This is a genomic window from Aeribacillus sp. FSL K6-8210, from assembly GCF_037963925.1.
In the GTDB taxonomy this organism is placed as follows: Bacteria; Bacillota; Bacilli; order Bacillales; family Aeribacillaceae; genus Aeribacillus; species Aeribacillus composti.
In genome coordinates, this window is sequence record NZ_CP150172.1 from 3,267,116 (window position 1) to 3,280,051 (window position 12,936).

16 protein-coding genes and 1 pseudogene are annotated in these 12,936 nt (G+C 38.0%); 10 read left to right on the plus strand and 7 right to left on the minus strand.

Going from position 1 to position 12,936, the window contains the following annotated elements; translation table 11 throughout:
• Window positions 1-222 precede the first annotated feature (222 nt).
• Both NSQ41_RS15880 and NSQ41_RS15885 read right to left on the minus strand, forming a co-directional pair.
• Window positions 223-1,197 carry a bile acid:sodium symporter family protein gene (locus NSQ41_RS15880; RefSeq protein ID WP_311066461.1) on the minus strand — a complete coding sequence of 325 codons (975 nt, stop codon included), beginning with the start codon at window positions 1,195-1,197 and terminating at the stop codon, window positions 223-225.
• 215 nt (window positions 1,198-1,412) lie between these two features.
• Window positions 1,413-1,736 carry an antibiotic biosynthesis monooxygenase gene (locus NSQ41_RS15885; RefSeq protein WP_063386279.1) on the minus strand — a complete coding sequence of 108 codons (324 nt, stop codon included), beginning with the start codon at window positions 1,734-1,736 and terminating at the stop codon, window positions 1,413-1,415.
• Window positions 1,737-1,883: 147 nt separating this feature from the next.
• Here NSQ41_RS15885 and NSQ41_RS15890 point away from each other — a divergent pair, with 147 nt between their 5' ends.
• From NSQ41_RS15890 to NSQ41_RS15910, 5 genes are all read left to right on the plus strand, one after another.
• Window positions 1,884-3,089, plus strand: coding sequence for an aminotransferase class I/II-fold pyridoxal phosphate-dependent enzyme (locus NSQ41_RS15890; RefSeq protein ID WP_063386280.1), 1,206 nt, complete (start codon window positions 1,884-1,886; stop codon window positions 3,087-3,089).
• Window positions 3,090-3,797: 708 nt separating this feature from the next.
• The gene (locus NSQ41_RS15895; RefSeq protein ID WP_063386281.1) at window positions 3,798-4,013 is read left to right on the plus strand and encodes a hypothetical protein; all 216 of its coding nucleotides are present in this window, start codon (window positions 3,798-3,800) and stop codon (window positions 4,011-4,013) included.
• Window positions 4,014-4,019: 6 nt separating this feature from the next.
• Window positions 4,020-4,223: a hypothetical protein gene (locus NSQ41_RS15900; RefSeq protein WP_063386282.1), complete on the plus strand. Its 204-nt coding sequence runs from the start codon at window positions 4,020-4,022 to the stop codon at window positions 4,221-4,223.
• A 407-nt stretch (window positions 4,224-4,630) separates the two neighbouring features.
• Window positions 4,631-5,266, plus strand: coding sequence for an FMN-dependent NADH-azoreductase (locus tag NSQ41_RS15905; protein ID WP_311066462.1), 636 nt, complete (start codon window positions 4,631-4,633; stop codon window positions 5,264-5,266).
• 97 nt (window positions 5,267-5,363) lie between these two features.
• Window positions 5,364-5,726 (plus strand): helix-turn-helix domain-containing protein, encoded by a 363-nt coding sequence (locus NSQ41_RS15910; RefSeq protein WP_339210321.1) that lies wholly within the window; start codon window positions 5,364-5,366, stop codon window positions 5,724-5,726.
• 20 nt (window positions 5,727-5,746) lie between these two features.
• Here NSQ41_RS15910 and NSQ41_RS15915 read toward each other — a convergent pair whose 3' ends face one another.
• The 3 genes from NSQ41_RS15915 to NSQ41_RS15925 are packed head-to-tail and all read right to left on the minus strand — an operon-like array spanning window position 5,747 to window position 8,060.
• On the minus strand, window positions 5,747-7,324 hold the full coding sequence (locus tag NSQ41_RS15915; RefSeq protein ID WP_339211644.1) for an IS66 family transposase: 1,578 nt from the start codon (window positions 7,322-7,324) through the stop codon (window positions 5,747-5,749).
• Window positions 7,325-7,383: 59 nt separating this feature from the next.
• Window positions 7,384-7,740: an IS66 family insertion sequence element accessory protein TnpB gene (gene tnpB, locus NSQ41_RS15920; RefSeq protein ID WP_063389611.1), complete on the minus strand. Its 357-nt coding sequence runs from the start codon at window positions 7,738-7,740 to the stop codon at window positions 7,384-7,386.
• Window positions 7,737-8,060 (minus strand): hypothetical protein, encoded by a 324-nt coding sequence (locus tag NSQ41_RS15925; protein WP_063389610.1) that lies wholly within the window; start codon window positions 8,058-8,060, stop codon window positions 7,737-7,739. Before NSQ41_RS15925 ends, tnpB begins: the two co-directional genes overlap by 4 nt.
• 235 nt (window positions 8,061-8,295) lie before the next feature.
• On the opposite strand from NSQ41_RS15925, the gene NSQ41_RS15930 reads away from it, so the two are divergent.
• On the plus strand, window positions 8,296-8,460 hold the full coding sequence (locus NSQ41_RS15930; protein ID WP_339210323.1) for a hypothetical protein: 165 nt from the start codon (window positions 8,296-8,298) through the stop codon (window positions 8,458-8,460).
• A 558-nt stretch (window positions 8,461-9,018) separates the two neighbouring features.
• Window positions 9,019-9,177: pseudogene (locus tag NSQ41_RS15935) on the plus strand (IS3 family transposase); the annotation flags it as partial.
• A gap of 51 nt (window positions 9,178-9,228) precedes the next feature.
• Here NSQ41_RS15935 and NSQ41_RS15940 read toward each other — a convergent pair.
• The gene (locus NSQ41_RS15940; protein ID WP_339193293.1) at window positions 9,229-9,987 is read right to left on the minus strand and encodes a MerR family transcriptional regulator; all 759 of its coding nucleotides are present in this window, start codon (window positions 9,985-9,987) and stop codon (window positions 9,229-9,231) included.
• A 254-nt stretch (window positions 9,988-10,241) separates the two neighbouring features.
• Here NSQ41_RS15940 and NSQ41_RS15945 point away from each other — a divergent pair, with 254 nt between their 5' ends.
• The 3 genes from NSQ41_RS15945 (at window position 10,242) to NSQ41_RS15955 (ending at window position 12,807) form a co-directional block, all read left to right on the plus strand.
• Window positions 10,242-10,868 (plus strand): hypothetical protein, encoded by a 627-nt coding sequence (locus NSQ41_RS15945; protein WP_311066466.1) that lies wholly within the window; start codon window positions 10,242-10,244, stop codon window positions 10,866-10,868.
• A gap of 159 nt (window positions 10,869-11,027) precedes the next feature.
• Window positions 11,028-12,199, plus strand: a protein-coding gene (locus NSQ41_RS15950; protein ID WP_249026639.1) for an IS3 family transposase whose coding sequence is annotated in 2 segments (ribosomal slippage) — window positions 11,028-11,286 and window positions 11,286-12,199 — 1,173 coding nt in all. Because the reading frame shifts where the segments join, the coding sequence is not laid out codon by codon here.
• A 119-nt stretch (window positions 12,200-12,318) separates the two neighbouring features.
• The gene (locus NSQ41_RS15955; protein ID WP_339210326.1) at window positions 12,319-12,807 is read left to right on the plus strand and encodes a DUF1648 domain-containing protein; all 489 of its coding nucleotides are present in this window, start codon (window positions 12,319-12,321) and stop codon (window positions 12,805-12,807) included.
• Window positions 12,808-12,838: 31 nt separating this feature from the next.
• Here the strand turns inward: NSQ41_RS15955 and NSQ41_RS15960 are convergent, their stop codons facing one another.
• On the minus strand, window positions 12,839-12,931 hold the full coding sequence (locus NSQ41_RS15960; RefSeq protein ID WP_339195824.1) for a DinB family protein: 93 nt from the start codon (window positions 12,929-12,931) through the stop codon (window positions 12,839-12,841).
• Window positions 12,932-12,936: the final 5 nt, after the last annotated feature.

The window sequence follows — 12,936 nt, forward strand, 5'->3', positions numbered from 1 at the left end:
TTAAAATTGTGAATATTACTAAAATACTATTAAAAAATGCTGATTCATGTAACGTCATTATTGATGCTCCTTACCAGTTCTGCGTCCAATTGGCGAATAAAATAATTAACACATCAATGCCTGAAATTGCCCTTAAAAAACCCCTTCAATATAGGCAGAAATGCCTTAATTGAAGGGGATGCTCACATAACGTTTTATTAATGCTTTTTTGCATAAAAGCGTTCATTTTGCATTTGCCGCATACTTTTTTTCAGTAAGCGCATGGTGATAAACTTTTTCAAGCATGCGTCCATAAAAAGAAGCTAAAACCTGCTGAAAAAGCATGCCTAAGACAACCGGTACCGCCACTTGCGGCGGAAAATAAGTGATCGCAAGCACTGCACCGGCGCTAATATTCCTCATTCCGCCCGTAAACGTTAAAGTGATGATATCATCCTGTTGAAATTTTAATAGACGCCCGGCCATCCATGAAAAAAAGTAGCCGCTTGTAGCAATCAAAAAAACGAAAAAACCAATCAAAATTAATTTTTTATTCGGGTTCGCCAAATAAGGAGCTACTATCGCGCTGTTGATGATCACTACAAGCGATAAGGCTATTTTCGAAAACGGACTTAAAACGGCTGCAATACGCTGTTTCAATTCTTTTTTCGTCCACTCATTTACAAGCATTCCTAAAATGGAAGGCAGGATAATCATGAAAAATAAGCCAGACATCATATTCCATACGTCGATTTCTACCGTTCTCTCCACCAATACTAATAAACTGGCAGGAACGACAAAAGGAGAAATAAACGTATCTATTAATATAACAGCAAGAGCTAAAGCCAAATTTCCTTTATGGATTGATACCCAAATAAAGCTTGTAACACCAGTTGGAATGATCACGGCCAAAACTAAACCAATGATTGTGAAGCTGTCTTCTTGAAAAGCAAGATGGCCGACAGCAAACGCCCAAAGCGGGATGAAAAGATGAAGCAGCAAAAGAACGACGAAAATCGGCAGCGGATGCAAAAGAGCCTGCTTAAACGCATGAAAACTAAGATTTAAACTGCCCGCAAACGTAATAAAAGCAAAAATCCACGGAACAAGCTGAGAAAAATCGTCAAATATAGTTGAAAATACAATCCCGATCACAACACTTGACGGGGTTAAAAAAGGAAGCATCTTTTCCATTATGCTGTTTATGTTTTTTAACATTTTTCTCTCTCTCCAGTGTTAAGCTAAAATGAAAAGTTGCGCAATCCTAATGTTCACAAATAGTGAACAATCTTTACTTCATTATATAATATGCAATTTTTTCTCACCAATCCAGCGCTATGTCAAAACATTTTGCGAAGTTACTATGAACCTAGTCTCATGCTTTTCCCTTGGTTTTTTAGGGAAGCGGCCATTCTTCTGGGCTATAGTATCTATCAAATATGGAAAACCCTTTCCTCTTCTACTTTGCAAATTCTGATTGTATAACGTTTATACCATTCCTTCCTGCCTTTATCCTGCGCCGCTTTATGCAAAGCATTTTCTTTCCAGCGTTTGATATCATCCAATGATTCCCAATATGAAACTGTAATTCCGTACCCATTCTCATTTCTTGCACTCTCTGCTCCTAAAAAACCGGGCTGTTTGGACACCAATTGATCCATTTCCTTTGCCATTTCCTCATAACCATTGTCCCCTTCTGTTCTTTCCGATGTGAAAATCACGGCGTAATACTCGTTTAAACGTTTTGTATAATTCATTTTTCAAGCACCCTTTCTTATCAAAACGAAAAGTTTCATACTGTTTTATCATATAATGAACAAAAATGAATTCTCAAACTAGTTTTATTTTTTTTAATAATAGATATATAATATCTATAAAATTACTTTGATTTAAGGGAGAAATAAATAATGAAAAGAAATGAACAAGAACAACGGAATCCTCAAGCACTCAGAGATGAAACAATTGTCATCCATGGCGACGATTCTATAACGGACGAAAAAGGAGTCAATCCTGCTATTTACTATTCCGCAACATTCCAGGCACATAGTGCAAGCGAATTTTCTGAAATTGCTGGAACACCTCGTCATCCGCGATATTACACACGTTACGGAAACCCAGTGCATGAACGGGTTCAAAAAATTGTAGCAGATCTTGAAGGAACTGAAACAGCCTTAGTAACCGGCTCTGGTATGGGAGCGATAGCGACAACTATTTTATCGCTTGTAGCAGCAGGCGATCATGTGATTGCCCAAAAAAATCATTATATGAGCACAACGAAAATTATGGATGAGCTGCTGCCGAAATTTGGTGTTGACGTGACGTTCGTTGACCAATCCGACACTTCTGCGTTTGAAAAGGCAATTCGTCCGAATACAAAACTTATTATGGTTGAGACGCCTGCCAATCCTACATTGGTATTGACAGATTTAGCTGCAGTGTGTGATCTTGCCCGCCAACATGGAATTATCGTTGTCGCAGATAATACGTTTGCTTCCCCTATCAATCAGCGTCCACATGACTTTGGGGTTGATGTTGTTGTCCATAGTGCAACAAAATACATGGGCGGCCATCATGATTTGACAGCTGGCGTAATTTGCACAAACGAGGAATTAGCTGAACGTATTTGGAATACGCATATTTCCATCGGTTCAGTGCTTTCGCCAATGGATGGTTGGCTATTGCTGAGAGGCTTGCGCACGCTTCCTATGCGGATCGAACGGATTAACGCGAACGCTTTGGCGTTAGCCGAATTTCTTGAGAATCAGCCTCAAGTTGAACGGGTATATTATCCGGGGCTGCCAAGCCATCCGCAGCACGAGCTTGCTAAGCGGCAAATGAAAGGCTTTGGTGCCGTTATTGCCTTTTCCATTAAGGGCGGTTATGCTGAAACACAGCGCTTTGTTTCCGCATTAAAGCTTCCTCCTAACGCTGTAAGCCTTGGCGGAGTCGAGTCTCTCGTTGTACATACAGCAGCGATGTGGGAAGGAACAATGAACGAAGAACAAATGCAGCTCGCAGGAATCCCGGCAAACTTCGTGCGCTTCTCTGTCGGCATAGAACATATCGAAGATTTAAAAGAAGATGTCAGACAAGCTCTGCAAAAAATTTAATGAAGGAATGTGCGGACAATGGCGGGGGGCTGTCTAATAAGCCGTTTTATCGGCTTATTGACGCCCCCTTTCATCTTTTTGAAAGTTTATGATTTTTTGTTTTCAATGGAGATTTGACTCTCTGTACAGCCTCAATTAAAAATGCATTTCATTTTAGAAGCTAGTGCTTGCAGAAAAATCTTGATTTTATTAAACATACATCTTGCAATTTGAAACACTCGATATCTATCATTTCTAAATATCACTATTGAACACACTACCTGAACAAGCTTTGGCAGCTTATGATACTTCATCAGTTCTATTTAAATGGGATGTAAATTTTGCCGTATTATATAGTAAATAAGATTAGTTTCTCCCCATCCTTGGAGCAGATGAGTTATGTCAACACAGCACTCCGCCTCGCTTCTTAAATTTAAGCTGATTTGTTTTACATACGCACTCCAAGACAGCATGTGTTGTCAATAAATCATCGATATAGAGGCCCGCTTGACAGCTATTTTTTATTTAAAATGATTTTAACTTCCCCACTTGCACGCTTCTCGAAAAAAACAGCATTCCCTTCTCCATGTGATTTCAATCTTTGCCATTCCATTCTAAAGAAAGATGCCCAAAAAAATGAATCGTTCCAAAATTTTCTTCTTCATATCAGAACATATATTCGCATATAATAAAAATAGAACAAATGTTCTTTTTTGTGAGGTGAAAATCATGAACGGTTTGCTGCTGAATGCCAAAAAGTACGGTTTTGCTTTAAAGATGATCTACATGACCGATCAAGGGGTAATAACTGAAAGATTGATTACGGTAAAAGACTTTAACGATAAATACATTCGCGCTTACTGCCACTTTCGAAAAACTTTCCGAACGTTTAAACGATCCAACATTCTTTCAATTGGTCCCATAAAAAAACGAAAAATAGGGTGAAACGAAATGGGTAGATATCACATTATGCTAACATATTTTAAAGGTCGGCAAAGAGTTGTACAGGTCATGGATTTCAGCGGTGCGCAAATGATTACTTTTACAATGGATGAGCTGGAAAATGACGAGATGCCCGTTGAACTAAAGAAATATATTAAAACAATCGAAAAAGAAATAAATGAAGGACGATGGGATTATTGGAAAAGAATTTAAGAAACGGGCATTTACTCCGCCTTTCCATAAAGAAAATACTGCCTTATCATTTGAGGAGAAAATGGCAATAGCTAAGCTTCACATTACAGGGAATAATAAATTATATTCCAAACAAATGGATGAAAAACGGTTTTCACGACGAAAGCGTTCAAAATCAAAAATAACTGATCAAGTCTCATTCGTAGATCAGCCATGTTTATTGACCGATAAGACGTGAAAAACAAATTAGACAGCTGAAAACAAATTATTTTACTAAAATTGGATAAATTTTTTTACAAACAAATCATTTGAAATCTAAAACAAATTCCTATAAAATTATCTCGAAATAAATATTTTCAAAATAAAAATTTATAAATTTTATTTTTTCACTAAAAAACTAAAATTGCACCAAGAGAGGAAGGTTTACGTTGACAAAAGTATTGTACATTACAGCACATCCACTTGATGACACCCAATCTTACAGTTTGGCAGCAGGAAAGGCTTTTATCGAAACCTATAAAGAAGCGAATCCTGACCATGAAGTAATTCACCTTGATTTATATAAAGAACATATTCCCCAAATCGATGCTGATGTATTAAATGGCTGGGGGAAACTGAGATCCGGAAAAAGCTTAGATGAGCTTACTTCCGAGGAAAAAGCGAAAGTTGGACGTCTTTCAGAGCTTTGTGAACAATTTATTGAAGCGGATAAATACGTTTTTGTTACACCTTTATGGAATTTTTCATTTCCGCCTGTCTTGAAAGCATATATTGATGCAGTTGCAGTTGCAGGCAAAACGTTTAAATACACTGAACAAGGATCTGTTGGGTTATTGACTGATAAAAAAGCCCTGCATATTCAAGCGCGTGGAGGCATTTATTCAGAAGGTCCAGCAGCTCAAATGGAAATGGGTCACCGCTATTTGGCTGTTGTGATGCAATTTTTCGGTGTTCCTTCATTTGAAGGCTTGTTTGTAGAAGGACACGCTGCTCAACCTGAAAAAGCAGAGGAAATTAAACAAAACGCAATTGCGAGAGCAAAAGATTTAGCGCATACGTTTTAAGTAAAAAATAAAGAGGCTGATCTTTCATGATATGCTCCCCTTAAGGTAGACAGATTAAAATATAAAACATCTGTTTTACCTTAGGGGGAGTTTTTCTATGTATAAGCAATATACTACAGAGTTCAAACTTGAAGTTTTACTTGCATATGAAAACCGAGAATGTACTATTCAAGAGCTTTGTAAAAGGTATCAAATTACTAAATATTCTTTAAGGCAATGGATAAATGAATTTGAGGAATTTGGAATAGAGGGTTTAGAACGTTTAAATTCTTGGAAAGGTTTTAAGGAAGCAACTGTAAAAGATTATTTATCTGGTGAGTTCTCACAATACGAGATTGTCAGGACATATGGTATTTCAAGTAGATCGGTACTTCAACGATGGATGAAGAAGTATAATAGCCATAGAGATTTAAAGGATACGTCGAAAGGTAAGCGTAAAATAGTCCACACCTACCTTTAGATGTGGACTATTGTTATGATTTATTTAGCTTTATTAGGAACACGACATTCTTCTGGAATTGTTGTGGACCAAGGAAGGAGTTGATCTAATTTTTCTTTGTCAGTCAGATTAATATTTGGAAGCTGTTCAAATAAATATTTAAGGTAATTGAATGGGTTTAATCCGTTTTCCTTCGCAGTCTCCACAATGCTATAAATGATTGCGCTGGATTTAGCCCCCTTTATGGTATTGCTAAACAGCCAGTTTTTCCTCCCGATTACAAACGGTTTAATGGATCGTTCTGCGCGGTTGTTATCAATTTCTAAACGACCATCCTCTAAAAAAGCTACTAAACGGTCCCATTGATTACGACAATATTTAATGGCTTGCCCAAGTGCACTTTTTGGCAACACTCTTGGGGCTTGTTCATGAAGCCATGCCAAAAAAGCCTCCAATACCGGTTGGCTGCGTTCTAAACGTTTCTTATAACGTTCTTCAGGACTAACGTCCTTTAAATCCCGTTCTATCGAGAAAAGTTGGTTACAGAATGCAAGACCTTCTTTGGCTTTAACGTGAGTAGTTTTAGCCGATTCAGGAAGAGCCTGCAAAGCTTCTGTGAATTTACGTCTGGCATGAGCCCAACAACCGACCAGACTGACATCAGGGATTCCGTTATAACCGGCATACCCGTCCACATGTAAATATCCACGGAAACCTTCCAAAAATCGTAAAGGATGTTTGGATGCACGGGTTCGCTGGTAGTCATACAAAACAATTGGAGGCCCCATTCGTCCTGTCCGATAAAGCCACATAAATGATTTGGAAGTCGCTCGTCGGTCAGGTTCTGAAAGAACCTGTAAGGTGGTCTCATCCGCATGGAGGATATCCTGATTCAATAGATGGTTACGCATTCGGTCGTAAACAGGACTCAACCAGGTGTCGGCTCCATACAAAATCCAATTGGATAAAGTTTGCCTGGAAATGAATATGCCAAATCGCTCCAGATGTTTTTCCTGGCGATACAAAGGCATACTTTCAACGTATTTCTGCGTCATCGTATAAGCCATTGACGATGGAGATGCCAGACTTCCCGGAAAAACAGGAGCCGGCATTTTCGCCGTGACAATAGGCGTTTCTATTTCATGGCGTTCACAATGACGGCAACTATAAACATATTGGACATGCTTTTTCACTTTTACTTGTGCTGGAATAACTTCTATTTCTCTGCGTACTTGCGTACTCATTTCGTGTAGAGGTCCAGCGCAACACGAACAAACCTGTTCCTCAGCTGGCAAACGGTATTCCACCGTTTCAGTAGGCAGGTTTTCTAGTTTTTCATCTCGACGATTTCGCTCCTTCTTGCGTGTATATGTAATGGTTTCAATCGTCGGTTCTTCATCATCAGGATTTGCGGTAGCTTCAGCTTCATTGAAAAGGGACAGTTGGTCTGAATTGGTCTTCTCACTGGAAGAACCAAAACGACGTTGTTGACTTAACCGAAATTGCTCCTCATACCATTTTAGCTTCGCTTCCAAAGCTTCCTTTTCTATTTCAAGCTTTTCGTTACGCGCTTTATAGTATTCAATTGTTTCCTGAATTTTTGTGTCCGTGTTTTTCATAGTTCCAGTATACGCAAAAGAATCCGGCTTGACCAGTCGGATTCTCAAGTTTTTTAATTTCATAGAATCGTGCGTGCTTTCACTGTGGGATGGGCTTGTTTTTGTTCGATGGATAAGCCATCTAATAACCAGCGTAGCTGACGAGGACTGATATCCATCGGCACTCCTTCTTGTTCAGATGGCCAGTTGAAAGTTCCTCTTTCTAATCTTCGATAATGGAGCCAAAACCCATTATTATCCCACTGTAGAATTTTAAGTTTATCCCTTTTCCGATTACAGAAAACAAATAAACAAGGGGAAAATGGATCCAAATCGAAGCATTCTTTGACGATGACTGCGAGACCATCAATCGATTTCCGGAGATCGGTGCTTCCACGTGCAAGGTACACTCGTTCAAAATTTGCGTTAGATATCATCGATTTTGAATCACACGCACTACATCGGAAAGTAGATTCAAATCGGTGCCTGGACGTACTTCGATGGACAGTGCACCGTAATGAATAAGGACAGATTCCTGACCCGTATGATGGGAGGAGATTTCTTGGACATCCACCGTCAACCATTTTGATTGATGCTCGTTCGTAGAAATTTCTTCCTCTCGAAACTTTCGAATCCAGTAGTACATCTGATGTATATTTACATCATTGATGCGAGACCACTCAGAAGCACTCAATCCACTTGTTTTCCAAGCATCATACCTGGATTTCCATTCTATTCTTTTGTCAGCATCATTCATAGCATAACCTCCAGCATTTTTTCTATGGAGATTATCTCATGTAACATTCACAACTAGAAGGTGCTGAGTATTTGACGCTTACGTCGAAAGGAAAGACAAGCTCTATGACTAAAGGAAGAAAAACGACTTGGAATGAACGGATACAAATTGTGCTTAATTGTTTAGGGAACGGAAAAGATTATAAAAAAAAACAGCAGAGACTTATGAAGTTTCTTATCAACAAGTATATCAATGGGTGAAGAAGTATGAAAATGGTGGAGAAGAAGCGCTTAAAGACAAACGAGGAAGAAAAAAAGAAGAAGCAAAGTTATCTCCAGAAGGAAAAATGAAACTGGAGATGAAAAAGTTAGAAAGAGAAAATGAACGCTTACGTGCGGAGAATCTATTTTTAAAAAGTTAGAGGAAATCGAAAGGAGGCGAAAGTAAACCAAATCCGTTTTGAAGACAAGTATATCGCAATCCGGGAACTTCATGAGAAAGAAAACCTAAGCATAATCTTATTATGTGAAATCGCCGGTATTTCACGAGCTGCTTACTATAAGCGGTTAAAACGTTCGCCTTCCTCCCGAGAACTTCAGAATGAAGAAATCGTAAAAGAGATGAAAGTTCTCCATGAGAAAGTTGACTGTTTTCTGCAAGAAAAAAATACAGAGTGTTGCAGTATATCTTTTTCAAAATTTTGAATAAATATACAGATATGTGATCTATCCATCAAGGGCTTGACATGGATCCTCTGTAGCCATGATTCTTTAGCCAAGCGCCAGATTCAACAGTTTTGGCAAAACCAAAAAGGTTATCATGGCTCCTCCTCCATGTAAAGCCCCATTGCAAATCACTGCATAAGGATTTTGCAATTCTCTGCACTTTTATTTTGCAAAAAACAAGTTGACGGCATCTATGGTTACCGTCGGATGACGTTGAATATAAATCGAAAGCTTGGTCAGAACTTCAATCATAAAGACTGATGAAAGTTGCCGGTATACAATCTGTTATTCGAAAAAAGAAGAAATCTTATAAGCGATCTACTCCTCAACATGTTGCAGAAAATATATTGAATCGTGAATTCACAGCGGAAAAGCCAAATGAAAAATGGGTAGTTGATGTCACAGAATTAAAATATGGTTCATCAAAGAAAGCATTCCAAAGACCGAATTGTAAAAAATTCTTTTCAATTCATGGTATAAATTCGAACTGCATCTCTTAAAAATTCCGCTGCTCCAAGATGTTTTTTATCATAATACGCTTTAAATCTTTCATCTGCTACATACATCTCTGTTACTCCTCTATGAGCTTCCTTCGTATAATGATCCCAAAAATAGCAGAGCCATTGACGATGCAAATCAGCTGCCTTCTGTGCCAGCTCGCTCGCTGGATCTCCAGTTACAAATGCTTTATTCAGTGTATTCAAGACCTCTTCCTCAAGCTGTTTCAGCTGTTCGAACTGCTCTTTTGTCATGTTTTTCAGTTTTTGATTAGATCGATCGACGACTTCGCCTCCATATTTTTCTCTAACTTCATGCCCATATTTTCTTTCATTTTCTTCAATTAATTTTTGTTTAAAAGCTTCAAATTTCTCTTTATCGCTCATCGTGATCCTTCCTTCCTTTGCCGCTATTGTTTTCTCCACATTTGCGATTAATGAATCTAGCTGCCTGCGTTTTGCAAGAAGCTTTTCGCGGTGTTCCTTTAAAGCTTTCATGCTGTCGAAGGATGGTGAATTGATGATTTTTTTAATTGTATCTAAATCAACTCCAAGCTCTCGATAAAAAAGAATTTGCTGCAGTTTATCAACCTCTTTTTCCCCATATATGCGATATCCGGATGAATTGATTTTCGCTGGCATAAGAAGCCCAATTTCATTGTAATATCGCAATGTCCTTGTTGTAACTCCGGTCAATTCTGCTAATTGTTTTACCGTATATTCCATCCTTTCACCTCCTGACAAGATCATCATAAACCTTTACGCAACGTCAATGTACAGAGAAAAATTAATGTTATAATAAACATAATATTGAGAAAATAAAATAAGGCTGTGATCACTTAGTGTTTTTACAAAAAAATATCCTCAATGCTATTTCTTATGTTAAACCCAAATTCACCGGCGCCGGATTCTCGCTGTTTATTTTTTTTACTGTTTTTTTCATTGCAGCTGATTTTGAATTGTATGGAGTTTCAAAAGATTTGAATAACCCTTTTCTTTGGAGCATTTTTTACGGATACGGAATAATTTGTTCTATTTTTATTGACCTGCTGGCTGTGAAAATTCCTAAAATCACTGGAACCATTAAAATTGCCTTTTACGTTTTGGCAGGATATCTCTTTTTTTTGCCTTTCGGATGGATGATGGTGATTGTTGGCGGAACAGTTGGAGCTCTTTGTTCATTAGTTTTTTATTTTGGAACATACATGGCGCGAAAAAACGCATTTTTTAAATATATTTTTGCAATCTGTGCTCCGTTTATTTTGTGTATTATTTTAAACACGGATTTTACTGTAAAAAAAGATTGGCGCGAATGGAAAAGGAATTCAAGCTATATCGCACTTTTCGACTATTTCCACGGAGAACACGCCATTCCGATTTATGCGGAAAAAGGTCAAACGATTACGTTTTCCGTTAAAATTCAAAACAATAACGGAGGCGGACATGGTTTTCATGTATTGAACAAAGACGGTGACGTTGTCGCCATGAAAGAAGTCGACGAAAGCACATATCAAATCAAAGCGGCAGAAAAAAGCATCTACCATATCATCGTCACAGGCGACAAACTGAAAGGAAGCTTTACAGTTACTTGGGATGTAAATGAGTAATAGAATCCTGCAGCTGCGATTAAATGAAACACAACAAACGGTGAATACGTATGAAAACATCGATAATGGAAAAACGGAGTTTGGTGTTAGTCTAAATTATGGACACACAGAATTGAGAAGTTTATAGTTAATATAATAATTCAAGGGAGTGTGGCCATAATGGCAAAGCGATTTGATAAAGAATTTAAAGAAGGAGCAGTAAAATTAGTTTTAGAAGGTGGAAAACAAATTACAGCAACGGCTAGACAACTAGATATTTCACCAAAAACCTTACATAGATGGGTGAGTGATTATAAAAAGGATCCAGTAAATAGTTTTGTTGGGAGTGGCAACTTAAAACCTGAGGATGCAGCTATGCGTGAATTAAATAAGCGTATAAAGGATTTGGAGGAAGAGAACGCAATCTTAAAAAAGGCTATGGGCATCTTCGCCAAAAACCAGAAGTAATATATGACTTCATTGAAAAACACCAACACGAGTTTCGTGTAGCGAAGATGTGCCAAGTATTAGGTGTTGCAAAAAGTGGATATTATGCTTGGAAAAAGCGTGAAAAGAGTCAACAAAAGAAACGAAAAGAAAAGCTAACAGCTAAGATTAAACGTGCACATTTAGAATCAAGAGGCCTATATGGTAGTCCTAAAATTACAAAGGTACTTAACGAACAAGGAACGAAGGTCTCACAAAAGACGGTCAGCCGTATTATGTGTGAGAACAATATTCGCTCAAAAACTATGAAAAAGTATAAAGCAACAACCAATTCGAAGCATAACTTGCCAGTTTATCCGAACTTATTAAATCAACAGTTTGAAGTAGACAAACCAGGTAAAGTGTGGGTTGGGGATATTACGTATATTTGGACTCGTGAAGGATGGCTGTATTTAGCTACGATAATGGACTTGTTTTCAAGGCGGATTATTGGTTGGTATATGAGTAAAAGAATGAACAAAGAGTTAGTAATAACAGCATTAGAACGAGCAATAAGAACTCAACCACCTAAGGAAGGGTTGGTCCATCATTCAGATCGCGGTAGCCAGTATGCATCTAAAGATTATCAAAAGTTATTACGTGAACATCATATCAAGACAAGTATGAGCAGAAAAGGAAATTGTTACGATAACGCTTGCATGGAATCGTTTCATAGCGTAATCAAGAAAGAACTTGTTTTTCTTCAAGACTATCAAACTCGTAAGCAAGCGGAACAAAGCATATTTGAATATATTGTGAGTTTTTATAATGATCAACGGATTCATTCTTCTAATAATTATATGTCTCCTATTGCGTATGAAAAACTCTATTACAGTAGGAATCAAGATATTACAACCTCTAGATAAGATTGCGAGTGAAACTCTCAATCTTATCTAGAGGCCACCAAGCGAAAGCGCGGTAGAGTTCAAAGTGAAAATCTTAATTTTTTGTGTCCATATTATTGACATAATACCAGGTTTTCTCTGTGGAGAAAAAAAAGAAAATTGAAAATGTTCTTTTGACACTTTCAATTATTGGGCTTTCAGCAATGTTCATTTACGTCATTTTCATTTGGGAGCATTTGCCGGATACTATACCACGGCATTTCAATTTCAAAGGCGAACCGGATGGATTCGGCGGAAAAGGCTTCATTCTTGTTCTGCCTTTTACAGGACTAGGAATATTTGTCTTGACAACATTATTGTCCCGCATTCCCGACGCATTTTATTATCAGTACAATGCTACAAAAGAACAAAAAAAGCTTCTTTATAATCAAGGAAGGATTTTCATCCGTTTATTGCAAGCAGAAATAGTTTATTTCTTTTTATTCGGGGTCTGGCGAACCGCTCAAGTCGCACTCGGAAAAGCAGATGGACTTGGAGTCTACCCGCTTTATATTTTCTTAATTGTCATACTAGGGACATCGGTTTATTTTGCCTTCCGCACAAACAAAGTTCTGAAAGAAACCAGATGACATCAGTTCGATGATCATCTGGTTCATTTCATCAACCGCGCATCACATAACGTAGAAGGGCCGTATTCCCCATTTCCCGCACATAGACGAACAGCTGTCCTTTATGGTGGATTTCATGATCCATCGCAG